Source organism: Streptomyces sp. NPDC002564 (genome assembly GCF_042889645.1).
GTDB lineage: Bacteria > Actinomycetota > Actinomycetes > Streptomycetales > Streptomycetaceae > Streptomyces.
Window position 1 is genome coordinate 442,051 of sequence record NZ_JBIARE010000004.1, and the last position, 23,168, is coordinate 465,218.

22 protein-coding genes are annotated in these 23,168 nt (G+C 73.5%); 8 read left to right on the forward strand and 14 right to left on the reverse strand.

The genetic code is table 11. The features are described 5' to 3' along the window. Positions 1-123: 123 nt before the first annotated feature. The 9 genes from ACFYXE_RS17265 to pdhA all read right to left on the reverse strand — a co-directional run bounded on the left by ACFYXE_RS17265 (position 124) and on the right by pdhA (position 10,323). On the reverse strand, positions 124-669 hold the full coding sequence (locus tag ACFYXE_RS17265) for a bacterial proteasome activator family protein (protein WP_361172565.1): 546 nt from the start codon (positions 667-669) through the stop codon (positions 124-126). A gap of 76 nt (positions 670-745) precedes the next feature. Further along, on the reverse strand, positions 746-1,165 hold the full coding sequence (locus ACFYXE_RS17270) for a hypothetical protein (protein ID WP_389313205.1): 420 nt from the start codon (positions 1,163-1,165) through the stop codon (positions 746-748). Between the two features lie 220 nt (positions 1,166-1,385). Then, complete coding sequence (locus tag ACFYXE_RS17275) at positions 1,386-2,363, reverse strand: NAD(P)H-quinone oxidoreductase (RefSeq protein ID WP_389313207.1); 978 nt, start codon at positions 2,361-2,363, stop codon at positions 1,386-1,388. A 203-nt stretch (positions 2,364-2,566) separates the two neighbouring features. Continuing rightward, positions 2,567-3,664, reverse strand: a complete 1,098-nt coding sequence (locus ACFYXE_RS17280) for a potassium channel family protein (RefSeq protein WP_361172574.1) — start codon at positions 3,662-3,664, stop codon at positions 2,567-2,569. Continuing rightward, positions 3,661-5,259 carry a molybdopterin molybdotransferase MoeA gene (locus tag ACFYXE_RS17285; protein ID WP_389313209.1) on the reverse strand — a complete coding sequence of 533 codons (1,599 nt, stop codon included), beginning with the start codon at positions 5,257-5,259 and terminating at the stop codon, positions 3,661-3,663. Before ACFYXE_RS17285 ends, ACFYXE_RS17280 begins: the two co-directional genes overlap by 4 nt. Then, positions 5,256-6,188 (reverse strand): NTP transferase domain-containing protein, encoded by a 933-nt coding sequence (locus ACFYXE_RS17290; protein WP_389313656.1) that lies wholly within the window; start codon positions 6,186-6,188, stop codon positions 5,256-5,258. Before ACFYXE_RS17290 ends, ACFYXE_RS17285 begins: the two co-directional genes overlap by 4 nt. Before the next feature lie 378 nt (positions 6,189-6,566). Further along, positions 6,567-8,165 (reverse strand): dihydrolipoamide acetyltransferase family protein, encoded by a 1,599-nt coding sequence (locus ACFYXE_RS17295; RefSeq protein WP_389313211.1) that lies wholly within the window; start codon positions 8,163-8,165, stop codon positions 6,567-6,569. After that, complete coding sequence (locus ACFYXE_RS17300) at positions 8,165-9,181, reverse strand: alpha-ketoacid dehydrogenase subunit beta (RefSeq protein WP_389313213.1); 1,017 nt, start codon at positions 9,179-9,181, stop codon at positions 8,165-8,167. The genes ACFYXE_RS17295 and ACFYXE_RS17300 overlap by 1 nt, the downstream gene beginning before the upstream one ends. Next, positions 9,178-10,323 carry a pyruvate dehydrogenase (acetyl-transferring) E1 component subunit alpha gene (pdhA, locus tag ACFYXE_RS17305; protein WP_389313215.1) on the reverse strand — a complete coding sequence of 382 codons (1,146 nt, stop codon included), beginning with the start codon at positions 10,321-10,323 and terminating at the stop codon, positions 9,178-9,180. Before pdhA ends, ACFYXE_RS17300 begins: the two co-directional genes overlap by 4 nt. A gap of 191 nt (positions 10,324-10,514) precedes the next feature. Between pdhA and ACFYXE_RS17310 the strand changes: the two genes are divergently transcribed. Beyond that, positions 10,515-11,054 carry an Lrp/AsnC family transcriptional regulator gene (locus ACFYXE_RS17310; protein ID WP_389313217.1) on the forward strand — a complete coding sequence of 180 codons (540 nt, stop codon included), beginning with the start codon at positions 10,515-10,517 and terminating at the stop codon, positions 11,052-11,054. A gap of 57 nt (positions 11,055-11,111) precedes the next feature. Here ACFYXE_RS17310 and ACFYXE_RS17315 read toward each other — a convergent pair whose 3' ends face one another. Continuing rightward, positions 11,112-11,705, reverse strand: coding sequence for a TetR/AcrR family transcriptional regulator (locus ACFYXE_RS17315; RefSeq protein ID WP_389313219.1), 594 nt, complete (start codon positions 11,703-11,705; stop codon positions 11,112-11,114). Beyond that, positions 11,702-13,213: a 3-hydroxyacyl-CoA dehydrogenase gene (locus ACFYXE_RS17320; protein ID WP_389313221.1), complete on the reverse strand. Its 1,512-nt coding sequence runs from the start codon at positions 13,211-13,213 to the stop codon at positions 11,702-11,704. The genes ACFYXE_RS17315 and ACFYXE_RS17320 overlap by 4 nt, the downstream gene beginning before the upstream one ends. 198 nt (positions 13,214-13,411) lie before the next feature. Between ACFYXE_RS17320 and paaN the strand changes: the two genes are divergently transcribed. Continuing rightward, entirely contained in the window at positions 13,412-15,103 is a 1,692-nt protein-coding gene (paaN, locus tag ACFYXE_RS17325; protein WP_389313223.1) for a phenylacetic acid degradation protein PaaN, read from the forward strand. Positions 15,104-15,117: 14 nt separating this feature from the next. Here paaN and ACFYXE_RS17330 read toward each other — a convergent pair whose 3' ends face one another. From ACFYXE_RS17330 to ACFYXE_RS17340, 3 genes are read right to left on the reverse strand one after another with little or no spacing between them, the layout of a single operon-like run. Further along, on the reverse strand, positions 15,118-15,900 hold the full coding sequence (locus ACFYXE_RS17330; RefSeq protein ID WP_389313226.1) for a TrmH family RNA methyltransferase: 783 nt from the start codon (positions 15,898-15,900) through the stop codon (positions 15,118-15,120). A 10-nt stretch (positions 15,901-15,910) separates the two neighbouring features. After that, positions 15,911-17,173 carry an HTTM domain-containing protein gene (locus tag ACFYXE_RS17335; RefSeq protein WP_389313228.1) on the reverse strand — a complete coding sequence of 421 codons (1,263 nt, stop codon included), beginning with the start codon at positions 17,171-17,173 and terminating at the stop codon, positions 15,911-15,913. Continuing rightward, positions 17,170-17,772: a DUF5819 family protein gene (locus ACFYXE_RS17340; RefSeq protein WP_389313231.1), complete on the reverse strand. Its 603-nt coding sequence runs from the start codon at positions 17,770-17,772 to the stop codon at positions 17,170-17,172. The genes ACFYXE_RS17335 and ACFYXE_RS17340 overlap by 4 nt, the downstream gene beginning before the upstream one ends. A 474-nt stretch (positions 17,773-18,246) precedes the next feature. On the opposite strand from ACFYXE_RS17340, the gene paaA reads away from it, so the two are divergent. The 6 genes from paaA (at position 18,247) to ACFYXE_RS17370 (ending at position 23,149) form a co-directional block, all read left to right on the forward strand. Beyond that, entirely contained in the window at positions 18,247-19,278 is a 1,032-nt protein-coding gene (gene paaA / locus ACFYXE_RS17345) for a 1,2-phenylacetyl-CoA epoxidase subunit PaaA (protein ID WP_389313233.1), read from the forward strand. Further along, positions 19,275-19,565 carry a 1,2-phenylacetyl-CoA epoxidase subunit PaaB gene (gene paaB / locus ACFYXE_RS17350; protein WP_361172609.1) on the forward strand — a complete coding sequence of 97 codons (291 nt, stop codon included), beginning with the start codon at positions 19,275-19,277 and terminating at the stop codon, positions 19,563-19,565. Before paaA ends, paaB begins: the two co-directional genes overlap by 4 nt. Next, positions 19,562-20,305, forward strand: a complete 744-nt coding sequence (paaC, locus tag ACFYXE_RS17355) for a 1,2-phenylacetyl-CoA epoxidase subunit PaaC (protein ID WP_361172612.1) — start codon at positions 19,562-19,564, stop codon at positions 20,303-20,305. The genes paaB and paaC overlap by 4 nt, the downstream gene beginning before the upstream one ends. After that, the gene (gene paaD / locus ACFYXE_RS17360) at positions 20,299-20,799 is read left to right on the forward strand and encodes a 1,2-phenylacetyl-CoA epoxidase subunit PaaD (protein WP_389313236.1); all 501 of its coding nucleotides are present in this window, start codon (positions 20,299-20,301) and stop codon (positions 20,797-20,799) included. Before paaC ends, paaD begins: the two co-directional genes overlap by 7 nt. Further along, positions 20,799-21,878: a 2Fe-2S iron-sulfur cluster-binding protein gene (locus ACFYXE_RS17365; protein WP_389313238.1), complete on the forward strand. Its 1,080-nt coding sequence runs from the start codon at positions 20,799-20,801 to the stop codon at positions 21,876-21,878. Before paaD ends, ACFYXE_RS17365 begins: the two co-directional genes overlap by 1 nt. A 137-nt stretch (positions 21,879-22,015) precedes the next feature. After that, entirely contained in the window at positions 22,016-23,149 is a 1,134-nt protein-coding gene (locus ACFYXE_RS17370) for an acyl-CoA dehydrogenase family protein (protein WP_389313240.1), read from the forward strand. Positions 23,150-23,168: the final 19 nt, after the last annotated feature.

Below are 23,168 nucleotides of genomic sequence, written 5' to 3' on the forward strand. Positions count from 1 at the left end.
GGGCCCGGTACGCGCGATGCGTACCGGGCCCCTCCGCGTCGTACGGACCGTCGTACGGACCGTCGTACGGACCGTCGTACGGACCGTCGTACGGACCGCGGTGGTGCGGACGGTCTGGACGGTCTACAGGTAGGGGCCGCCCGAGCGGCCGGCGAGGCCGCCGGTCTCGTCGTCCTCGTCGCCGCCGCCCACGCCCGGCGGCAGCGCCCGGCGCATCGACTCCAGCTGGGCGCGCGCCGCCATCTGCTGGGCGAACAGCGTGGTCTGGATCCCGTGGAACAGCCCCTCCAGCCAGCCGACCAGCTGGGCCTGCGCGATGCGCAGCTCCGCGTCGCTCGGCGTCGCCTCCTCGGTGAAGGGCAGGGAGAGCCGCTCCAGCTCCTCGACGAGCTCGGGGGCGAGGCCGTCCTCCAGCTCCTTGACCGAGCTGGCGTGGATCTCCTTGAGGCGGACCCGGCTGGCCTCGTCGAGAGGAGCCGCCCGCACCTCCTCCAGCAGCTGCTTGATCATGCTGCCGATACGCATGACCTTCGCCGGCTGCTCGACCATCTCCGTCACCGGAACCTCGCGGGATTCGTCGTCTCCGCCACCACCGAGAGCCATTCCGTCCTGGCCCACGACCAGGACCTGGGGGCTCTCCGGCGACCGTTCGTTCCTCGGCATCTCCATGCCGCCATTCTCTCGCACCCGTGCGTCACACATCGGTGGTGCCCCCATTCCCGGCTGATCCACCCTCGCGCGGCCCTCAGCCACGGCGCAGCCGGAGGCCGAGGAAGCCGAGGCCCAGGCCGATCAGGACGAGTCCGCCGCCCAGCGGCAGCACCCGGAGGTTCGACAGCGAGGTGTCGGCGGGGAGCGGACCGGTGGGCTCGACCGCGGTGTCCCGGTGCCGGACCGGGACCGGCTTCGGCTTCGGCTTCGGCGGGGGCCGGACGGGGGGCGGTGTCGAGGGCGGCGGCAGCGTGCCCGGCAGGTCGGTACGGCCCGGCCGCTCCCGTCCCTCGCCCGCGCGGCTCCCGGCCCGGGAGGTCGCGTCGACGGTGGTGACGGGGTTCTTGCGGGAGGGTTCGGCGGCGTACGAGACGAAGTCGGGGACGCCCGTCGCGAGCAGGGCGACGAAGGCCGCCACCACGAGGACGAGGCGTCCGGGCCGGAAAGAAGTCACCGCAGGCCCCCTCCCGCTGCCGGGTCGTCGTCACCAAGATCAAGAAGGATCGCCACACCAGTGACCAGCGTCACATAGCGGTAGGAATCCGGCATCTCGGCCGTGGACGTGGGGCGGGAGGGGGCTCGGGACGGGCGCGGGAGGGGTGGGGCGGGGCTCGGGAGGGGTGGGGCGGGGCGGCCGGGATCGGCCGGACTCAGCGGGTCAGCGGGTCAGCGGGTCAGCGGGTCAGCAGCACCTTTCCGATGTGGCTGCTCTCCTCCAGGATCCGGTGCGCGGCCGCCGCGTCGCTCATCGGGACCGTCCGGTCCACGACGGGCCGCACGTGCCCGCCGCCGATCAGCGGCCACACGTGCTCCCGCACCGCCGCGACGATCGCGGCCTTCTCCGCGGCCGGCCTGCCACGCAGCGAGGTGGCGGTGACGGCCGCCCGCTTGTTCAGCAGCGCGGCGATGTTCAGCTCGCCCTTGACGCCGCCCTGCATGCCGATGATCGCGAGCCGGCCGTTGACGGCGAGGGTCTGCACGTTCCGGTCCAGGTACTTCGCGCCCATGTTGTCGAGGATGACGTCCGCGCCGGCCCCGTCCGTGGCCCGCGCGATCTCCTCGACGAAGTCCTGCTCGCGGTAGTTGACGAGGATGTCCGCGCCCAGCTCCCCGCAGAACGCCAGCTTCTCCTTCGTGCCCGCCGTCACCGCGACCTTCGCGCCGACGGCCTTGGCGAGCTGGATCGCCATGGTGCCGATGCCGCTGGACCCGCCGTGCACGAGGAGCGTCTCGCCCGGGCGCAGGTGGGAAATCATGAACACGTTGGACCACACCGTCGAGGTGACCTCGGGCAGCGCGGCCGCCGTGACGAGGTCGACGCCCTCGGGCACGGGCAGCAGCTGGCCGACCGGCACGACGACCTGCTCCGCGTATCCGCCGCCGGACAGCAGCGCGCACACCTCGTCGCCGACGGACCAGCCGGAGACGCCGGTGCCGAGCGCGGTGATGCGGCCCGAGCACTCCAGGCCGGGGTACGGGGAGGAGCCGGGCGGCGGATTGTAGAAGCCCTGCCGCTGCAGCAGATCGGCGCGGTTCACGGCGCCGGCCACCACCTCGACCAGCACCTCGCCCTCGCCGGGCACGGGATCGGGCACCTCGGCCCACACGAGCGCTTCGGGGCCGCCGGGTTCGGGGATCGTGATCGCATACATGCGGCCGAGGCTACTCGCGTGCCCCGGCGACGGCAGATGTACGGGGTGGGCGGCCGGGGGGCGGAGGGCGGGTGGGCGGAGGGGCCGCACCGCGCGGACGCTGTGGGCGCGGAGGGGCCGCACCGCGCGGACGCTGTGGGCGCGGAGGGGGCGGGCAGGACGACGCCCCGGGGTCGCGTACGAGCCCCGGGGCGTCCGTCGGCTCAGTTCGGCGGCAGCGGCTTCAGGTCCGGGGCCACCGCCGTGCCGGGCGAGGCCCGGACGATCGTGATCAGACGGTCCGTCAACTGCAGCTTGCCGACCGCCGGATCGTCGTAACCGAGCACCCGGTGTCCGCGGACGACGGACACCACCAGGTCCTCCGTCTCCCGCGCGCTCAGGCCGACCTCGGACTTTATGACCGGCCGTTCGACCAGGTCGAGCCCGCTGCCCTGCTGGATCAGGTCCTCCATGACCATGCCCGCGCTCGGGCTGAGCACGGAGAGACCGAGCAGCCGCCCGGCCGCGCTCGCGCTGGTGATCACCGAGTCGGCGCCGGACTGGCGCAGCAGCGGCGCGTTCTCCTCCTCGCGCACCGCCGCCACGATCTTCGCCCCGCGGTTCAACTGCCGTGCGGTGAGCGCGACCAGGACCGCCGTGTCGTCCCGCTGCGTCGCGATGATGATCTGGCGGGCCCGCTGCACCTCCGCGCGCAGCAGCACGTCGCTGCGGGTCGCGTCGCCGATGACGCCCGCGAACCCCTCCGCCGTGGCCGCCTCGACGACCTTCGCGCTGGGGTCGACCACCACGATCTGATCCGGCTTCAGTCCGGTCGCACAGACCGTCTGGATCGCCGACCGGCCCTTCGTGCCGAAGCCGACGACAACAGTGTGTTCACGCAAGTTGGACCTCCAGCGGGACAGACGCCATTCCTCGCGGGTCCGTTCCGTGAGCACTTCGAGGGTGGTGCCGACCAGGATGATCAGGAAGAGCACGCGCAGCGGCGTGATCAGGAGGATGTTGGTGAGCCGGGCGCTGTCGCTGTACGGAACGATGTCGCCGTAGCCGGTGGTGGAGAGCGTGACCGTCGCGTAGTACGCGGAGTCCAGGAAGTCGACGTGGTCGTCGGAGTTGTCGTGGTAACCGCTGCGGTCGATCCAGACGATGAACGTCGTCAGGGCGAGCACGAGCAGCGCCATCGCCAGACGGCGGGTGACCTGCCGCAGCGGGCGCTCGACCTTCCGCTGGGGCAGCTTGATCCGGTACTTCGTGTGCTGCTCTTCGGGGTGACGCGCGATGGCGTCATGCCCGGGAAGTTTCACGTGAAACGCTCCTCGCCGTCTACGTGTGCTCCAGCTCCGGGTCCGGACCCCGCGCCCGTGCCTTCCCCGGCACCGGCCCCGTCCGCGTCCCCCGTGACCGGGCCACCGTACAGACCCGTCGTACCGGTGCCGGTGCCGACCTCCGGCACGGCCCACGGCAGATCGAGGATCTCCAGCTCCCGGCCCTGCCGCGCCCCGCCGGGCGGCACGACCGCGAGACCGTCGGCCGCCGCGATGCCGCGCAGCATCGCCGGGCCGTTGAAGTGCAGCGGAACGGCCTGCTCGGCGCGGAGGGTGACCGGGACGAGGCGGGTGTCGTGCGGGTGGCCGTGCACCGCGTCGCGCAGGGGAGCGGTGTACGTCGAGGGGCCGCCGCAGCCCCTCGCGCGCCCGGAGAGCGTGCGCAGCAGCGGTTCGGCCAGTGTCAGCAGGCCGGAGACCGCGGCGAGGGGGTTGCCGGGCAGGCCGACGAGGTGCCGTCCGCGCCCGATGCGGGCCAGCAGCATGGGGTGCCCCGGGCGGACCGCGACCCCGTCCACCAGCAGCTCGGCGCCGATCCTGCGCAGGGTGGGGTGGACGTGGTCGACCGGGCCCGACGCGGTGCCGCCGGTCGTGACGACGAGGTCGGCGGTGGACGAGGAGAGCGCGGCGTGCAGCGCCTCGGCGTCGTCCCCGAGGCGGCGCACGGCGGTGACCTCGGCGCCGAGCGCGTGCAGCCAGGGCGGCAGCATCGGGCCGAGCGCGTCCCTGATGAGGCCCTCGCGGGGGAGGCCGTGCGTCAGCAACTCGTCGCCGAGGACGAGGACTTCGGCGCGGGGCCTGCGGAACACCGTCAGGGTGTCGTACCCGGCGGCCGCGGCCAGGCCGAGCACGGCGGGGGTGACCAGGGCGCCGTGCGGCAGGAGCCGGTCGCCGGAACGGCACTCCTGGCCGCGCGGGCGGATGTCCTGCCCGGTGACCATCTCGCGCAGGGCGTGCAGCCTGCCCTTCTCGTCGAGGCGGCCGTGCTCGCTGCGGAGCACGGCGGTGGCGTCCTGCGGGACGCGGGCCCCCGTCGCGATCCGGACCGCCTCGCCGTCGCCGAGCGCGTCCGGGCGCGCGTGCCCGGCGAGGATCCCGTCGGCCCGCACATCCCAGGGCCCCGGCCCGGCGACGACCCAGCCGTCCATCGCGGAGGTGTCGAAGGAGGGCAGGTCCGTGAGGGCGGCGAGCGGCACGGCGAGGATCAGGCCGAGCGCGCGGTCGAGGGGGACGGCGACCGGCTCGGCCGCCGGCCCGGGCACGGCCCGCTCGGCACGGGCGCGCGCGGCGGGCCAGGCGGAGGGGTCGCGGTGCGCGGCGTCGGTGGGGGCGGGGGCGGGAGAGGTGGGAGAAGTGGGAAAAGTGGGAGGGGCTGCGGCGGTGGGAGGGGCTGCGGCGGTGGGAGCGGTGGGGGGCTCGGGGGTGCGGTCGGTGCGGGTCCGGTCGGCGGGGGTGCGGTCGGCGCGGTCCGCGGGGGTGCGGTCCGTGGGGGTGGTGCTGCCCTTCGGGGGGTGCGTGTTCACCAGGGCGAGCGCCTCGTCGAGCTCGGCGTCCGAGGCGGAGTGCCCGGTCATCCGGCGTCCGGGGGCGTTCCCGGGGCGGCGCCCGGCGAGGCGTCGGGCGCGGCGCCCGGCTTGGCGCCCGGCTGGTCCTCGGCCTGGTCCTCGGCCTGGTCCTCGGCCTGGTCCTCGGCCGCCCAGCGGACCGCGAGCGCCGCGGCCTTGCGGGTCGCCTCGGCCACCGCCTCGGGCCCGTCGGCGGCCGTGCCCCGCGCGGCGGCCTGCGCCGCCGCGTAGCCGACGAGGAAGGTGGTCAGCGGGGCCGCCGGGCGGGCCACGCCGTGCGCGGCGTCGCGGGCGAGGTCCAGGAGGGCGCCGGTGTCGACGTCCAGGTCGATGCCCAGCTCGTCCTTGACTGCGGAAATCCATTCATCCAACACGTTGCCATGCTCCCTGATGCGGGCCCGGGCGGCGGCGATGTCGTCCCAGGTGTCGCAGTCGAAAGCCGCGACGGGGTCGGCGACCCGGGTGAGTCCGAGCCGGGCGGTGAGCAGCCGCAGCGGGCGCCCGGTGAGTCCGCCGTCGGCCGCGAGCGCGTCGATCTCCCTGCGCAGGGCGGCGCGTCGGTAGGCGGCGACCAGGGGCTGGTCGCGGCCGCCGGGGTCGGTGAGCACCGCCCCGTCCGCACCGCTCTCGCGCAGCGCGGTCAGCAGACGGCGCACGGTCGGGCCGCCCAGGAACGGCAGGTCGGCGGAGAGCACCAGCACGTGCTCCGCCGCCGTGTGCCGCAGGCCCGCGTCGAGCGCGGCGAGCGGGCCGCCGCCCGCGGGTTCCTCGCGGGCCCACAGGACCGGCCGCGCGGTCGGGCGCGGCGCCGCGACGACGACGGTGGTCCCGGCGCCGGAGCAGGCCGCGAGGACCCGGTCGATCAGCGCCCGGCCCCCGACCCGCACGCCCGGCTTGTCCGCGCCGCCGAGCCGGGCGGCACCGCCTCCGGCGAGCACGACGGCGTCGTACGGCCCGACCCCGGCGGGGGGCGGGACGGTGCCGTGGGCCTCGACGGAGTCGACGGTTCCGTGGAGCTCGGCGGTGCCGTGGAGCTCGACGGTGGCGTCGGTTCCGGCGGTGATGCGGGGCTCGGCGGTGACGGCCGGGCCCTCGTTGCCGGTCGGCTCGCCGCTGCCGGTCGGGCGGCCCTCGTTCGTGGTCACCCTCCGAGTATGGGCCTGCGAAGGATCATTGCCACCCCCGCGAAAGGCCCTGCGGACCGGGGACTTACGTCACGGGAACGGCCGGGGGAACGGGTGCGGGGACCGGCGCGGGCCCCCGCAGGCCCACCCGCTCGGGCCGGGTCCGGGCGGGCCGGGTCCGGGCGGGCCCGCTCACACCGACCGCAGCAGCACCGCCGGGTGTTCGACGCAGTCCGCCACGTAGCGCAGGAAGCCGCCGGCCTCGCCGCCGTCGCACACCCGGTGGTCGAAGGTGAGCGACAGCTGGACGACGTGCCGCACCGCCAACTCGCCCTGGTGCACCCACGGCTTGGGCACGATCCTGCCGACCCCGAGCATCGCCGCCTCGGGGTGGTTGATGATCGGCGTCGAACCGTCGACCCCGAACACCCCGTAGTTGTTGAGCGTGAACGTCCCGCCGGTGAGCTCCCCCGGGGTGAGCGTGCCCTCCCGCGCGGCCTCCGTGAGCCGGATCAGCTCCGCGTTGACCGAGCCGGTGGTCCGCGTCTGGGCGTGCCGGACCACGGGGACGACCAGGCCACGGGGGGTCTGCGCGGCGAAGCCGAGATGGATGTCGGCGAACCGCCGGACCTCGCGCGCCTCCATGTCCACGGACGAGTTGAGCATCGGGAAGCGCTGCAGCGCGGCCACGCTGATGCGCGCGAACAGCGCGAGCAGCGAGATCCGGGCGCCGTCGCGGTCCGACATCGCGTCGTTCATGGCCCTGCGGGCCGCGAGCAGTTCGGTGGCGTCGGCGTCGACCCAGCAGGTGGCCTCCGGTATCTCGCGCCGGCTGCGGGACAGCTTGTCCGCGACCAGGCCCCGGATGCCGGTCAGCGGGTGCCGGGACTCCACGCCCGCGTGCCGCGTCTCATGGCCCTCCGCGACCCGGCGCCGGTCCTCGGCGTGCCCCGCGCGGATCAGCTCGTCGTCCTCACGCACCGCCTCGCCCCCGGCACGGCCACCCGAGTCGCGGACCGCGTGGCCCCCGGCACGGTCACCCGAGTCGCGGACCGCTGGGCCCACCGGGTCCGGCCGGCCGGTCCGCACCGCGGAGCCGGTCTTCAGGGCGGCCTCGACATCGGCCCGGGTGATCAGCCCCTCCGGCCCGGAACCGGCGAGTTCCCGCAGGTCCACGCCGTTCTCCCGGGCCAGCTTGCGGACGAGGGGGGAGATCACCGGGATCGGACCACCGCCGGGTCGCGGGGCCGAAGGATCCGTCGCCACGGGATCGGCCACGGCGGGCACGGCCGCCACGGGATCGGTCCCGGCGGGCACGGCGGGCAGGGAATCGGTCACGCCAGGTACGGGCACGGCCGGTACGGGCTGCGTGGGTCGTACGCGCCTGCGGCGGGCGGGCGCCGCCGCCGTGCCGTAGCCCACGAGCACGTTGCCCGAGGACTCCTCGGCGGCCGTCTGCAGGGCCCGCTCGGCGGGCTCCTCGGGGGCGCGGGTCCCGGCGTCCCGCGGGGCGCCCGCACGGGACGGGGCGCCGTCCTCGGTGGGGGCGCCGACGGCGACCGTCAACAGGGGCGCTCCCACGGGCAGTTCCACCCCCTCCTCGCCGAAGCGGGCCGTGACCACGCCTCCGTAGGGGCACGGCACCTCGACCATCGCCTTGGCCGTCTCGACCTCGACGACCGGCTGGTCCACCGCCACGACGTCACCGACCTCGACGAGCCAGCGGACGATCTCCGCCTCCGTCAGGCCCTCCCCCAGGTCGGGCAGCTTGAATTCGAGCACCTGCGCCATCAGCTCTCCGCCTCCCACTGCAGCCGCGCGACCGCGTCCAGGATCCGGTCGACGCCGGGCAGGTGGTGCTTCTCCAGCATCGGCGGCGGGTACGGGATGTCGAAGCCCGCGACCCGCAGCACCGGCGCCTCCAGATGGTGGAAGCAGCGCTCGGTGACGCGCGCGGCGATCTCGCCGCCGGGGCCGCCGAAACCGCCCGACTCGTGCACGACGACCGCCCGGCCGGTGCGCCGCACGGACGCGGCGACCGTCTCGTCGTCGAAGGGCACCAGCGAGCGCAGATCGACCACTTCGAGGTCCCAGCCCTCCGCGCGGGCGGCCTCGGCCGCCTCCAGGCAGACCGGCACGGACGGGCCGTACGTGATGAGCGTGGCGCTGCGGCCGGGCCGCCGCACCACCGCGCGGCCGATCGGCGCCACCGCCTCCGGAGCGTCCGGGTTCCAGTCGGCCTTGGACCAGTACAGCCGCTTCGGCTCCAGGAAGACGACGGGGTCGTCGGAGGCGATGGAGGCGCGCAGCAGGCCGTACGCGTCGGAGACCGTCGCGGGGGTGACGACGTGCAGCCCCGGGGTCGCCATGTAGTACGCCTCGGAGGAGTCGCTGTGGTGCTCGACGCCACCGATGCCGCCGCCGTAGGGCACGCGCACGGTGAGGGGCATCGGCAGGGCGCCCCGCGTGCGGTTCCGCATCCGGGCGACGTGCGAGATCAGCTGCTCGAAGGCGGGGTAGGCGAAGGCGTCGAACTGCATCTCGACGACGGGCCGCAGCCCGTACATCGCCATGCCGACGGCCGTCCCGAGAATGCCCGCCTCGGCCAGCGGCGTGTCCGTGCAGCGGTCCTCGCCGAACTCGGCCGCGAGCCCGTCGGTGACCCGGAAGACACCGCCGAGCGCCCCGACGTCCTCCCCGAGGACATGCACGGCGGGGTCCTCCGCCAGGGAGTCCCGCAGCGCCCGCCCGAGCGCCTGCGCCATGGTGGCCGGTTTGGTGGCCGGCTTCGCCGCGACCGTGGTCATCGCGCTTCCTCCTCGGCCTCTTCCGAGGCGGCTTCCAGCTCTGCCCGCAACTGCGCCGCCTGCTCGCGCAGTTGGGAGGTCTGCTCGGCGTACACGTGCGTGAAGAGGTCCATGGGGTCGAGCACCGGGTCCTGGTTCATGCGCTCGCGCAGGTCCGCCGCCATGGCCTCGGCGTCGTCGGCCGCCTGCCGCTTCAGGTCGTCGTCCAAGAGCCCGCGCTCCGTCAACTCCCGCTCCAGGAGCAGGATCGGGTCGTGGTCGCGCCAGGCCGCCACGTCGGAGTCCTGGCGGTAGCGCGTCGCGTCGTCGGCGTTCGTATGGGCTTCCATCCGGTAGGTGACCGCCTCGACGAGCGTGGGCCCGCCGCCCTGGCGCGCGCGGGCGACCGCCTCGCCGAGGACCTCGTGCATCGCCGCCGCGTCGTTGCCGTCCACCAGGCGTCCCGGCATGCCGTACCCGACGGCCTTGTGCGCGAGGGAGGGGGCGGCGGTCTGCTTGGCGAGCGGCACGGAGATCGCGAAGCCGTTGTTCTGCACGAGGAAGACCACGGGGGCCTGCCACACCGCCGCGAAGTTCAGCGCCTCGTGGAAGTCGCCCTCGCTGGTGCCGCCGTCGCCGACCATGGCGAGCGCCACCACGTCGTCGCCCTTGAGGCGGGCGGCGTGCGCGAGGCCCACGGCGTGCGGGAGCTGGGTCGCAAGAGGAGTGCTCAGGGGCGCTATGCGGTGCTCGCGCGGGTCGTACCCGGTGTGCCAGTCGCCGCGCAGCAGCGTCAGCGCGCTCGCGGGCTCCAGACCGCGGGCGACCACGGCGAGCGTGTCCCGGTAGCTGGGGAAGAGCCAGTCGCGCTCCTCCAGGGCGAGCGCGGCGGCGACCTCGCAGGCCTCCTGGCCGGTGCTGGAGGGATAGACCGCGAGCCTGCCCTGCTTGGTGAGGGCGGTCGCCTGCGTGTTGTAGCGGCGCCCGCGCACCAGCTCCGCGTACAGCCGGCGCAGCAGCCCCGGGTCGGCCTTCTCCGCGGCCGCGGTGCCGAGGACCCGGTAGGGCTCCGCGTCCGGCAGCAGCGGCGCGGGATCGGTCCTGGGCTGCCAAGCGGGGGGCGGGGTGGGCCGGTAGGCGCCCCGCTGCTCCATGACCGTCATGACGGCACCTCCTGGGGGGAAGCGGTCTCCTCGTGAGGAGCGGCAAAAGAGGCGCGGTGGGTGATGCGCCTCACCTACCGATTGTTCGGTCGTCGGCACATTTTGGCTACAGGCGCCTCCAGGCTGTGGACAAACGGTTCTGCACAGCCTGGTATGGATGCAGTACGTCCATGGTAGGGAGGCGGGGGGACATGGCATCTGAACGAATGGCCGACGGGCACGACACCGACCGCGCGGAGCCCCGGATCCCGGATCCACGGGCCCCCGAACCCCGGCTCGCGGATCCCCGCCCCCTGGACGCCATCGACCGCGACATCCTGCAGATCCTGCACACGGACGGTCGCGCGTCGATACGCTCCGTGGCCGAGCGCGTCCATGTGTCACGGGCCAACGCCTACGCGCGCATCAACCGGCTCATCGACGACGGCGTCATCCGGGGCTTCGGGGCCCGTATCAACCACGAACGCGCAGGCCAGGGTGCGTCCGCGTACATCACGCTGAAGATCGTCCAGAACACCTGGCGCACGGTGCGCGAGCACCTGCGGGCGCTCCCCGGCGCCTCCCACATCGCCCTGGTCAGCGGCGACTTCGACGTCCTGCTCCTGGTGCACACACCGGACAACCGCGCCCTGCGGGAGCTGGTCCTCACCCGCCTGCAGTCCATCCCCGAAGTGCTGAGCACCCGCACCCTGCTGGTCTTCGAGGAGGACGACGTGGAGCCCGAGCACTGAGCGGGACGGTGACCGCAGCCCGGTGCGAGGGGGCGGTGTGCGCCTTCGCGCCGGGCGTTAGCGGACGGTACGCAGTCCCGCGAAGGCCAGCTGCACGACCGCGTCGGCGATCTGCTGGCCGTTGGCCGCTCCGCGGCTCTCCGGCCGGTACCACTCCACGATGGAGTTGATCATTCCGAAGAGCAGCCGGGTGGCCAGGCGCAGCTCGACGTCCGAGCGCAGGTCGCCGTCCGCGACGGCCTCCTTGAGCAGCTCGGCCACCTGCTGGTCGAACTCCCTGCGCCGCTCCATCGCCCAGCGCTCGGTGTCGGTGTTGCCCCGCACGCGCAGCAGCAGCGTCACGTACGGCAGTTCGTCGACGAGCACCTCCACGGTGCGGCGCGTGACGTACTCCAGGCGCTGCACCGCGCTGCCCACGCGCGCGGGGTCCTCGGCGAGGATCCCGAAGAGGCCGTCGAGGGCGCGGCTCACCGCGCGCCGCAGCAGCTCCTCCTTGCCCGTCACGTGGTGGTAGATCGAGGACTTGGAGATGCCGGCCGCCTTGGACAGGTGCTCCATGGACGTGCCGTCGTAGCCGCGCTCGTTGAAGACCCGGACGGCCACGCTCAGCAGCGTCTCCGGGGTGTAGGTGTCCCGCCGGGCGGTGGTCATGCGTACTCCTCTCGCACGGCTTGGCGCCGCAGTGCCTGGGAGGGCGCGTAACGCCCGGTGGGGTACTCGTCGTGCAGGGCGTCGAGCGCCTCGGCCACGCGGTACGCGGTGAGGCGGCGGCCCCACGCGAGCGGGCCGAGCGGGTAGTTGACGCCGAGCCGCATGGCGGTGTCGACGTCCTCGGCGTCCGCCACCTCGCGCCCCACGGCGTCCAGGGCGAAGTCGACGAGCAGCCACACCGTGCGGGCCACGATCATGCCCGGGGCGTGTCCGATGACGCTGACCTTCTTGCCGAGCGCCTGGAAGAGCCCGACCGCCTCGGCGATCCCCCGCTCGTCCACCCGGCTCGACGGGGAGAGGGCGACCCGGCTCGCGGTCCGGTAGTCGAGGGCCAGGTCGAAGTGGACCGTGGGCCCGGCCGCCGCGTCGGGCGCCGTGCCGTCGGCCAGGGCAAGGCGGGTGCCGCCGGGCAGCTCGACGAAGCCGGGGCAGTCGGGGGTGCCGGAGCCGGGGTCCACCCGGATCCCGGCCGCCCGGATCAGCTCGGGCAGCGCGTCCGCGGGGAAGAGGTCGCCGTGCACGGCGACGGACTCCGGGGCCTTCGCGGGCGGTGCGGTGTGCGGCTGTGCGCGCGGGACGTCGTCCCCGTACGCGAACCAGCCCCGGCCCGACTTCCGCCCGATGCGGCGCGACTCGACCAGGCGGCGCTGCGCCAGCGAGGGCGTGAACTTGGGGTCCTGGAAGAAGGACTCCCACACGGAGCGGGTGACGGCCTCGTTGACGTCCTGCCCGATGAGGTCGGTGAGCTCGAAGGGCCCCATCGCGAAGCCGCCGCACTCGCGCAGGACGGCGTCGATCGTGGCGGGGTCGGCCACCCGCTCCTCGTACAGGCGCAGCGCCTCGGCGTAGAAGGGCCGCGCGATGCGGTTGACGACGAACCCGGGGGTGTCCGCGCTGCGCACCGGGGTCTTGCCCCAGGCCTTCGCGGTCTCGTACGCGCGCGTGGCGGCCGACTCGTCCGTCGCGAAGCCGCTGACGACCTCGACGAGGGGGAGCAGCGGCGCCGGGTTGAAGAAGTGCAGGCCGACGAAGCGCCCCGGCGCGCGCAGCGGGCCCGCGATGGCGGTCACGGACAGGGACGAGGTGTTGGTGGCGAGCAGACAGTCCTCAGCGACGACCTCTTCGAGGTCCTGGAACAGGCGCTGTTTGACGTCCAGTCGTTCCAGGACCGCCTCGACGACGAGGCCGCACCCGGCGAAGTCCGCGAGGCTGTCCGCGGGGGCGATCCTGGCGCCGGCGGCGGCTCGGTCGGCGGCCGTGAGCCTGCCCTTCTCGACGAGCCGGTCCAGTCGGGCGCCGATCGCCTCGGCGGCCGCCTTCGCGCGGCCGGGCACGGCGTCGTACAGCAGCACGGGGTGGCCCGCGACCAGGGCGACCTGGGCGATGCCCTGCCCCATGGTCCCGGTGCCGACCACGGCAACGGCGCTGCTGAGCTCGAGTGCTGTCATGCTCGCGATCCTCCCGCACGGCCCGTCGGCCGAGGGGCCCGGGGGGTGGCCGTGAAGAAGTTGTCCACAGGTTTGCCGGACCCCCTTGTCCCGACCGATCGTTCGGTTACTCTAGCCGTGTCAGAGCGTTCCTGCCCACCGTCCCTGCCCAGCTCGCCAGCTCGATGAAGAGCTGCTCGAGGAGGAGTTGGTCCCGTCATGGCCGCCGAACTCACCGCGCACCAGCTGATCGCCAAGCACCGGCCCACCCTCGACCAGGCGCTGGAGACCATCCGCACCCGGGCGTACTGGTCCCCCCACCCCGAGCACCCCAAGGCGTACGGGGAGGACGGCAGCCTGAGCCTGCCCGAGGGCAAGGCCGCCTTCGACGCCCTCCAGGGCACCCGCTTCGACCTGGACCAACCCGGCACGGACGACTGGGTGGGCGGCGAAGTGTCGCCGTTCGGACCGCAGTTGGACATCACGTATCCGCACGCGGACATCGACACCCTGCTGCCCGCCCTGCGGGCCGGCATGCCCGCCTGGCGGGACGCGGGCGCCGAGGCACGCGCGGCGGTCTGTCTGGAGATCCTGGCCCGCATCAGCGCCCGGACGCACGAGTTCGCGCACGCCGTCATGCACACCAGCGGCCAGGCGTTCATGATGGCCTTCCAGGCGGGCGGACCGCACGCCCAGGACCGCGGCCTGGAAGCCGTGGCGTACGCGTTCGCGGAGCAGACCCGCACCCCTGGCGTCGCCGACTGGTCCAAGCCCCAGGGCAAGCGCGACCCCCTCGCGCTGACCAAGCGCTTCACGCCCGTGGGCCGCGGCATCTCGCTCCTGATCGGCTGCAACACCTTCCCGACGTGGAACGGCTACCCGGGCCTGTTCGCCTCGCTCGCCACCGGCAATCCCGTCCTGGTCAAGCCGCACCCGCGCGCGGTCCTGCCCCTCGCGCTGACGGTCCGCGTCGCCCGCGACGTCCTGGCCGAGGCCGGCTTCGACCCGAACCTGGTCTGCCTGGCCGCCGAGCGCCCCGGCGAGGGCATCGCCAAGACCCTTGCGGTGCGCCCCGAGATCAAGCTGATCGACTACACCGGATCGACCGCCTTCGGCGACTGGCTGGAGGCCAACGCCCGCCAGGCGCAGGTCTACACGGAAAAGGCCGGGGTCAACACGGTCGTCGTCGAGTCCACGGACGACTACAAGGGGATGCTGGCCAATCTCGCCTTCTCCCTGTCGCTGTACAGCGGCCAGATGTGCACCACCCCGCAGAACCTCCTGATCCCGCGCGACGGCATCGCGACGGACGCGGGCGCCAAGTCGTACGACGACGTGGTGTCCGACCTCGCCGCGTCGGTGAGCGGCCTGCTCGGCGACGACGCCCGGGCGAACGGCATCCTCGGCGCGCTGGTCAACCCCGATGTGAAGGCACGCCTGGAGGCGGCCGCGGGACTCGGCGAAGTCGCCCTCCCCTCCCGGGAGATCACCAACCCCGACTTCCCGGACGCCGTGGTCCGCACCCCGGTCATCGTCAAGCTCGACGGCGCCAAGCCGGACGCCGAGGCGGCCTATCTGAGCGAGTGCTTCGGCCCGGTCTCCTTCGCCGTCGCCGTCGACTCGGCGGCCGACGCCGTGGAGCTGCTGCGCCGCACGGTGCGCGACAAGGGAGCGATGACCGTCGGGGCGTACACCACCTCGCAGGAGTTCTCCGCCGCCGTGGAGGAGACCTGCCTGGAGGAGTGCGCCCAGCTGTCCCTGAATCTGACGGGCGGCGTCTATGTGAACCAGACCGCCGCGTTCTCGGACTTCCACGGCTCGGGCGGCAACCCCGCAGCGAACGCCGCGCTGTGCGACGGCGCGTTCGTGGCCAACCGCTTCCGCGTGGTGGAGATCCGCAAGGACGCGTGACCCGGCAGGCGGGTTCAGGCCTCCGTGCCCGGGGGCCTGCCCGCCGACCAGTGGAAGAGCGTCATGCCCACGCTCGTCGCCAGGTTGTAGCTGGAGACCTGCGGCCGCATCGGCAGCGACACCAAGTGGTCCGCGCGCTCCCGCAGTTCGGCCGACAGGCCGCTGCGCTCGGAGCCGAAGGCGAGCACCGCGTCGTCCGGGAGCTTCAGCCCCCTGATGTCCTCGCCCTCGGCGTCGAGCGCGAACACCGGGCCCGGCGGCAGCCCGGTCGCCTCCATGCGCTCCACGGCCGTCGCGAAGTGCAGCCCCGCGCCGCCGCGCACGACCGTGGGGTGCCAGGGATCGAGCGTGCCCGTCGTGACCACCCCGGTCGCCCCGAACCCGGCGGCGAGCCGGATCACCGCCCCGGCGTTGCCGAGGTTGCGCGGATCGTCCAGCACGACGACCGGCGCCGGCCGGGGCATCCGCCCGAGCGCCGCGAGGTTGGCCTCGCGCGAGGGGCGTACGGCGAGGGCGGCCACCGCCGTGGGGTGCAGCCGCGGCACCAGGGCGCGCAGCCGCTCGTCCGGGACCTGCACCAGGAGCGCGCCGAGGTCGCCCGTCACATCCGGCGCCAGGTCGTCCGCCAGCGCGAGGACGGCACTCCGGTCACTGGTCAGCGCCACCGGCACCCGCGCGCCGAAGCGCAGCGCGTGCTTGATCGCGTGAAAGCCGTCGAGCAGCACGGAGGTCTCGGCGAGCCCCCGCCAGACGCGTACGGCGCCGTCGGGGTCGCTGTCGTCCGTGCTGCTGGTCATGGGGGGAAGCCTACGCGCGGCTGCTCGGCACCCTCGCCGTCGTCCCCTCGTCCCCGTCCTGCTGCTCGTCCAGGCGCTGCTCCGGCACGGCACCCCGCTCGTCGGGCCGTCCGAAGCGGGCCTGCGCGGGCCCGACGAACGGCAGCCGGGAGAGCGGAATCCGGGATACCGCGGCACTACGCGCGCGTGCCGCCCAACCGCCCAGCCACCGCAGGAACGACGTCGGCAGGAACACCGCGTCCGCCGCGATCATCGCCAGCGAGAAGAACGGCAGCCCCAGGACGACCGCGATCACCGCGTGCTCGATCATCATGACCGCCAGCAGGACGTTCTTGACCCGGCGGTTGATGAGCGTGAAGGGGAAGGCCACCTGCACGACGACCGTCCCGTAGGTCACCAGCATCACCATCAGCCCGTGGGACGAGAGCAGGTCGGACAGGGCGGGCCACGGGGAGAAGTAGTCGAGGTTCAGCGGGTAGTAGACGGCCGTGCCGTCCTGCCAGCGCGAGCCCTGGATCTTGTACCAGCCGGCCGTCGCATAGATCAGACAGGCCTCGAACATGATCACGAACAGGCCCGCGTTGTGGACGAGGTTGGCCACCACGTCGAGGAGCCCCCGCAGCTCGCTGCCAGGAGCGCGCCGCCCCACCGCCCACCACAGGCCGTGCACCAGCAGCAGCCCCCAGAAGAACAGCAGCCACCCGCCGCCGAGCTCCCCCATGAACGTCACCGCGGACAGACCGAGCCCGCACACCCACCACAGCGCGGGCCCCACCCGGTCGACGGCGCCCGCACGCGCGCGTGCCGCACGCCGCGCGTCCAGCGACCAGACCTGACCGCAGCGGGTGAAGACCAGATAGGTCGCCATCAGATGGATGACGTTGTCGCCGCCGTCCCCCATGAAGATGCTGCGGTTCTGCAGCGACAGCACACCGATCATGAACAGCACGGACATCGCGCGCGTGTGCCAGCCAAGCAGCAGCAGGGCGCTGCTGAGCAGGGCGAGACCGTAGACGATCTCGAACCAGACGTGCCCGTCGGACCACATCAGGGCGGTGAAGGCGTGGTTGCTCGCGGTGAGCTGCTGCGCCATGTCCCAGTTCCAGGGGCCGTCGGGCCCGTACAGCTCCTGGCGGTGGGGGAGTTCGCGCAGCAGGAAGAACAGCCAGGTGCCCGCGAAGCCGATGCGGACCACCGCGGACTGGTACGGGCCGAGGGCGCAGCCGGTCACCCGGTTGACGCCCCGCCCCAGCGGGCGTTCGAGACGGTTCACCGGGCAGTCCCCTCACCGGAGAGCGGCAGGTCGTCGGGCGCCACCGACCACCAGGGGAGCAGCCGGTACACCGGCTTGGCGGAGACCTTCTCCTCACTCCACTGGGGCGGCCGCACGTTCGTGGTCTTGGCGCGCAGTTGCACGCGCGCGATCTCGTCGCCCGTGCGGCCCGGCGCCTCGCGGTCGAGCCGCAGATAGGCGATACGGCGGACATAGCGCTCGGAGAGCTGCCCGCGCAGGCCGACGGGACGATTCTGCGCGTCGTGGGATCCCACGTAGAAGTCCCAGGCCCTGCGCAGTTCGTTCTGCACGGTGTGGCTCGGCAGCAGGCTGCCGTCGATCCCGGCGCCGTCCTGCGCGGAGAGCTCGTACCAGTCGGTCGTCCGCACCTCGCCCTGTGCCGTCCGGAGCTCCGCACGGGCCTGCACGGCGACGTTCTGCTGCAGCGGATTGGGCGCGAAGAGCTTCCAGTTCTGCTCGAACTCGGGGTATATCCACTCGTCGATCACCTCACCGTGCTGCTTGGTCAGGGTGTTCGACGGCGCGACATGGAGAAACAGCATGCCGACGTGCGCGCAGGCCGCGAGGGCGACGATCACCAGGGCGCAGACGGCGGCGATCTGATAGCCGAGCCGAAGCCCTGCGATGCCTGGGCGGGGGGCGGGGGCGGGGTCTACGTCGGGGTCAGGGGCAGGGGCAGGGGCGGGGTCTACGTCGGGATCAGGATCGGGTCCGGGCTCGGGCCCGGATTCGGGTGCGGATTCGGGTGCGGATTCGGGTGCGGCGTGAGCGCCGGCCCCGGGCACCGTGTGCGTCGCGGCCTCGGCACGGTCGCCGGACTCGGCGGGCCCGGCGTCCTCGCCGCCCGGACCCTTGTCGTTCCCGTCCATCCCGCCCCGTTCCCCGACTCCGCACCGACCCTGCCGCCGGAACGGTACTCAGGCCCGCCCGCCACGCACAGCGTCCGTGAAGTTATCCACAGGGTTGACACCTTATGGCGGAGGGCCGCACCATTGAATCCAACGAACCGAACGATCGGTCGGGCGGTTCGCTCAGGGTCGAGGGGGACCGAGATGGCGACAGCAGCCGCACACCAGGCGGCGGGGACGGAGCCGGACGAGGCCGTATCCGCGGCCGCGGCCGCGCGCACGGCGGAGCACCAGGCCGCCTTCGACGCGGCCGTCGCCGCCGACGAGCGCATCGAGCCGCGCGACTGGATGCCGGACGCCTACCGCGCATCCCTCGTCCGCCAGATCGCCCAGCACGCGCACTCCGAGATCATCGGCATGCAGCCGGAGGCGAACTGGATCACGCGCGCCCCCTCCCTGCGGCGCAAGGCGATCCTCATGGCCAAGGTGCAGGACGAGGCAGGCCACGGCCTCTATCTCTACAGCGCCGCGGAGACGCTCGGCACCAGCCGTGACGAGCTCCTCGACAAGCTCCACTCCGGCCGCCAGAGGTACTCGTCCATCTTCAACTACCCGACGCTGACCTGGGCGGACGTCGGCGCGATCGGCTGGCTCGTGGACGGCGCCGCGATCACCAACCAGGTCCCCCTGTGCCGCTGTTCGTACGGGCCCTATGCACGCGCGATGGTCCGCGTCTGCAAGGAGGAGTCCTTCCACCAGCGCCAGGGGTACGAGTCGTTGCTCGCCCTCAGCCGCGGCACCGAGGCCCAGCACGCCATGGCGCAGGACGCGGTGAACCGCTGGTGGTGGCCGTCCCTGATGATGTTCGGCCCGCCCGACGACGAGTCCTCGCACTCCGAGCAGTCGATGACGTGGAAGATCAAGCGTCATTCGAACGACGAGTTGCGCCAGCGCTTCGTGGACATCTGCGTCCCCCAGGCCGAGTCCCTGGGCCTCACGCTCCCGGACCCGGACCTGGTGTGGAACGAGGCGCGGGGGCACCACGACTTCGGCGCCATCGACTGGACCGAGTTCTGGGCCGTCCTCAAGGGCAACGGCCCGTGCAACGACCAGCGCATCACCCAGCGCCGCCGAGCCCACGAGGACGGCGCCTGGGTCCGCGAGGCCGCCGCGGCGTACGCCGGGAAGCAGGCGGCCCGGAAGCAGATCGCACAGCACGGAGAGGCGACAGCATGAGCAGCTCGACCGACTGGCCGCTGTGGGAGGTGTTCGTCCGCTCCCGTCGCGGGCTCTCCCACACCCACGCCGGCAGCCTGCACGCGCCGGACGCCGAGATGGCCCTGCGCAACGCCCGCGATCTGTACACCCGCAGGAGCGAGGGCGTCTCGCTCTGGGTCGTGCCGTCCGCCGCGATCACCGCATCCTCCCCGGACGAGAAGGACTCCTTCTTCGAGCCGGCCGGCGACAAGCCCTACCGCCACCCCACGTTCTACGAGATCCCGGACGGGGTGAAGCACCTGTGACCGCCGCCCCGGCCCGTGCCGCCACGCCCGACGCCCCGGCCCTGCCCGCCCTGGCCCTCGGCGACGACGCCCTGGTGCTCGCCCAGCGCCTGGGGGAGTGGGCGGGACACGCCCCCGTCCTCGAAGAAGAGGTCGCCCTGGCGAACATCGCCCTCGACCTGCTCGGCCAGGCCCGCATCCTGCTCTCCCTGGCGGGTGACGAGGACGAGCTGGCGTACCTCCGCGAGGAGCGCTCCTTCCGCAACCTCCAGCTGGTCGAGCAGCCGAACGGTGACTTCGCCCGCACCATCGCCCGCCAGCTCTACTTCTCCACCTACCAGACCCTTCTGTACGGCGCGCTGGCCGCCGGGGACGGCGAGTTCGCCCCCTTGGCCGCGAAGGCCGTCAAGGAGGTCGCCTACCACCAGGACCATGCCGAGCAGTGGACCCTGCGCCTGGGCGACGGCACGGAGGAGAGCCACGCGCGCATGCAGCGCGGCCTGGATGACCTGTGGCGGTTCACCGGCGAGATGTTCGAGCCGGTGCCCGGTCTCGACGTCGACCGGGAGCAGTTGCGCGAGAAGTGGACCGCATCGGTGACGGCGGTCGTCGAGCGGGCCACCCTGACCGTGCCCGAAGGACCGCAGTCCGGCGCGTGGGCGGCCGGCGCCGGGCGTCAGGGCCTGCACACCGAGTCGTTCGGTCGGATGCTCGCCGAGATGCAGCACCTGCACCGCAGCCACCCGGGGGCGTCATGGTGACCACCGCGCCCACCGCCCTGGAGGCGGAGCTCCTGGCCCTCGCGGGCTCGGTGCCCGACCCCGAGCTGCCCGTGCTCACGCTGGCCGAGCTGGGCGTGGTGCGCGGCGTGCGGGTCATCGCCTCCGGTCGGGTCGACGTCGAGCTGACCCCCACGTACACCGGCTGCCCGGCGATCGAGGCCATGACCGCCGACATCGAGCAGGTGCTGCACGACCGCGGCATGGCCGAGGTCTCGGTGCGCACGGTCCTCTCCCCCGCCTGGTCCACGGACGACATCAGCGCCGAAGGCCGCCGCAAGCTCGCCGAGTTCGGCATCGCGCCCCCGCGCTCGCACGCCGCGGACGGCCCCGTCCCCCTCAGCCTGTCGATCCGCTGCCCGCACTGCGGCTCGACCGACACCGAGCTGCTCAGCCGCTTCTCCTCCACGGCCTGCAAGGCGCTGCGCCGCTGCGCCTCCTGCCGTGAACCCTTCGACCACTTCAAGGAGTTGTGATGGCCCGCTTCCACCCGCTCCGGGTAGCGGCGGTCGACCGGCTCACCGACGACTCCGTGACGCTGACGTTCGACGTGCCGCCGCCGCTGCGCGAGGAGTTCCGCTTCACCCCGGGCCAGCACCTCGCCCTGCGCCGCTTCGCGGACGGCACGGAGATCCGGCGGACGTACTCGATCTGCTCCCCGGCCTCGCCCCCCGAGGCCACCGGGGAGCCCCGTAGCCTGCGCGTCGGCGTGCGCCTCGTCGAGGACGGCGCCTTCTCCACGTACGCCTTCAAGGAGATCGCCGTCGGCGACGAGCTGGAGGTCATGACGCCCGCGGGCCGTTTCACGCTGGACCCGGCCCCCGGCCGCTATGCCGCGATCGTCGGCGGCAGCGGCATCACCCCGGTGCTGTCCATCGTCACGACCCTCCTGGAGCGCGAGCCCAAGGCCGACTTCTGTCTCGTCCGCAGCGACCGCACCGCCGCGTCGACGATGTTCCTCGAGGAGGTCGCCGACCTGAAGGACCGCTGGCCCGACCGGTTCCAGCTGGTGACCGTGCTCTCCCGCGAGGAGCAGCAGGCGGGCCTGGACTCCGGTCGGCTCGACGAGGAGCGGCTCACCCGGCTGCTGCCCGCGCTGCTGCCCGTGGCGGAGATCGAGGGCTGGTTCCTGTGCGGCCCGTTCGGCCTGGTGCAGGGCGCGGAGCGGACACTGCGCGCCCTCGGCGTTTCCCGCCGCCGCATCCACGAGGAGATCTTCCACGTGGACGACGGCCTGCCCGCCGCGCCGCCACCCCCCGGTTCCGCCCCCGCGCCCGCGCACAGCACGGTGACCGCGACGCTGGACGGCCGCTCCGGCAGCTGGCCCGTCCTGGAGGGGGAGACCCTGCTGGAGACGGTCCTGCGCAACCGCGCCGACGCGCCCTACGCCTGCAAGGGCGGCGTCTGCGGCACCTGCCGGGCCCTGTGCGTCTCCGGTGAGGTGCGAATGGACCGCAACTTCGCCCTGGAGCCGGAGGAGACCGACGCCGGTTACGTGCTGGCGTGCCAGTCCCGTCCGGCCACGGACACCGTGGAGCTGGACTTCGACCGCTGACCCCGCCCACCGCGCCGCCCGGCGCTCCCTGACTGTTCCCTTCCCGTAGAACCTGTTCTATCTTGACGGACCGTCAGATATGCAGGGCGGAAGAGACGACGGATACGTCGGTCGGCCGGTGCGCGGGAGGACAGGCAGTGGACTTCACCTTCACCGAGGAACAGCAGGCCGTGGTCGAGGCGGCCCAGGCACTCTTCGCCGACGTCGCACCGGACGGGGTGCCGAGCCCGGCCCTCACCCCCGGCGCCGTGGCCGAGGACTTCGACCGGGCCCTGTGGTCCCGGCTGGCCGACGCCGACCTGCTTGGCCTGCTCGTCGACTCCGAGCACGGCGGCGTGGGTCTGGACCCCATCGCCCTGTGCCTGGTCCTGCGCGAGTCCGCGAAGGTCCTCGCGCGCGTCCCGCTCCTGGAGAGCAGCGCCGCCACCGCGGCCGTACAGGCCCACGGCGACACCGAGTTGCGGCAGCGGGTGCTCCCCGCGGCAGCCCGCGGGGACCTCGTCCTGACCGTCGCCGCCAACGGCCGCAGCGGCCACGACCCGGCCGACCTCGCCGTCACCGCACAGCGTGACGGCGACCAGTGGGTCCTGGACGGGCTGCAGACGGGCGTGCCCTGGGCGCAGAGCTCCGACCTCGTCGTCGTCCCCGCCCACACCCCCGAAGGACACACCGTCCTCGCGTTCGTCCCCCGCGGCCACGACGGTCTGACCGTCGCGGAGCAGATCTCCACCACCGGCGAGCGCCTGGGCGAACTCCACCTGGCGGCCGTGCGCGTCACCGCGTCCGACGTCATCGAGGCCGACGGCGCCTGGGACCGCCTGCGCGACCTGCTCGCCACCGGCACCTGCGCGCTGGCCCTCGGCCTGGGCGAGGGCGTGCTGCGCATGACGAGCGAATACACCAGCAAGCGGGAGCAGTTCGGTCACCCCGTGGCCACGTTCCAGGCCGTGGCCGTGCAGGCCGCCGACCGCTACATCGACCTGCGCTCGATGGAGGTCACCCTCTGGCAGGCCGCCTGGCGCGTCAGCACCGGAGCCGACGGCGCCCTCCCCACGGCGGGAGACGTGGCGGTCGCCAAGATCTGGGCGTCGGAGGGCGTGCGCAGGGTCGTGCAGACGGCACAGCACCTGCACGGCGGCTTCGGCGCCGACACCGACTACCCCCTGCACCGCTATCACGCCTGGGCCAAGCAGCTGGAGCTCTCCCTCGGCCCGGCAGCCGCGCACGAGGAGACGCTGGGCGACCTGCTGGCCGCCCACGCCCTCGGCTAGTCCGCCGGACGGGCCGCAC

What these genes read in the sequence shown, in the direction of transcription:
- ACFYXE_RS17265 (WP_361172565.1), bottom strand. Translation starts at nt 669, where the DNA reads ATGGAGATGCCGAGGAACGAACGGTCGCCGGAGAGCCCCCAGGTCCTG.
- ACFYXE_RS17275 (WP_389313207.1), bottom strand. Translation starts at nt 2,363, where the DNA reads ATGTATGCGATCACGATCCCCGAACCCGGCGGCCCCGAAGCGCTCGTG.
- ACFYXE_RS17285 (WP_389313209.1), bottom strand. Translation starts at nt 5,259, where the DNA reads ATGACCGGGCACTCCGCCTCGGACGCCGAGCTCGACGAGGCGCTCGCC.
- ACFYXE_RS17295 (WP_389313211.1), bottom strand. Translation starts at nt 8,165, where the DNA reads ATGGCGCAGGTGCTCGAATTCAAGCTGCCCGACCTGGGGGAGGGCCTG.
- ACFYXE_RS17300 (WP_389313213.1), bottom strand. Translation starts at nt 9,181, where the DNA reads ATGACCACGGTCGCGGCGAAGCCGGCCACCAAACCGGCCACCATGGCG.
- pdhA (WP_389313215.1), bottom strand. Translation starts at nt 10,323, where the DNA reads ATGACGGTCATGGAGCAGCGGGGCGCCTACCGGCCCACCCCGCCCCCC.
- ACFYXE_RS17310 (WP_389313217.1), top strand. Translation starts at nt 10,515, where the DNA reads ATGGCATCTGAACGAATGGCCGACGGGCACGACACCGACCGCGCGGAG.
- ACFYXE_RS17315 (WP_389313219.1), bottom strand. Translation starts at nt 11,705, where the DNA reads ATGACCACCGCCCGGCGGGACACCTACACCCCGGAGACGCTGCTGAGC.
- ACFYXE_RS17320 (WP_389313221.1), bottom strand. Translation starts at nt 13,213, where the DNA reads ATGACAGCACTCGAGCTCAGCAGCGCCGTTGCCGTGGTCGGCACCGGG.
- paaN (WP_389313223.1), top strand. Translation starts at nt 13,412, where the DNA reads ATGGCCGCCGAACTCACCGCGCACCAGCTGATCGCCAAGCACCGGCCC.
- ACFYXE_RS17330 (WP_389313226.1), bottom strand. Translation starts at nt 15,900, where the DNA reads ATGACCAGCAGCACGGACGACAGCGACCCCGACGGCGCCGTACGCGTC.
- paaA (WP_389313233.1), top strand. Translation starts at nt 18,247, where the DNA reads ATGGCGACAGCAGCCGCACACCAGGCGGCGGGGACGGAGCCGGACGAG.
- paaB (WP_361172609.1), top strand. Translation starts at nt 19,275, where the DNA reads ATGAGCAGCTCGACCGACTGGCCGCTGTGGGAGGTGTTCGTCCGCTCC.
- paaD (WP_389313236.1), top strand. Translation starts at nt 20,299, where the DNA reads ATGGTGACCACCGCGCCCACCGCCCTGGAGGCGGAGCTCCTGGCCCTC.
- ACFYXE_RS17365 (WP_389313238.1), top strand. Translation starts at nt 20,799, where the DNA reads ATGGCCCGCTTCCACCCGCTCCGGGTAGCGGCGGTCGACCGGCTCACC.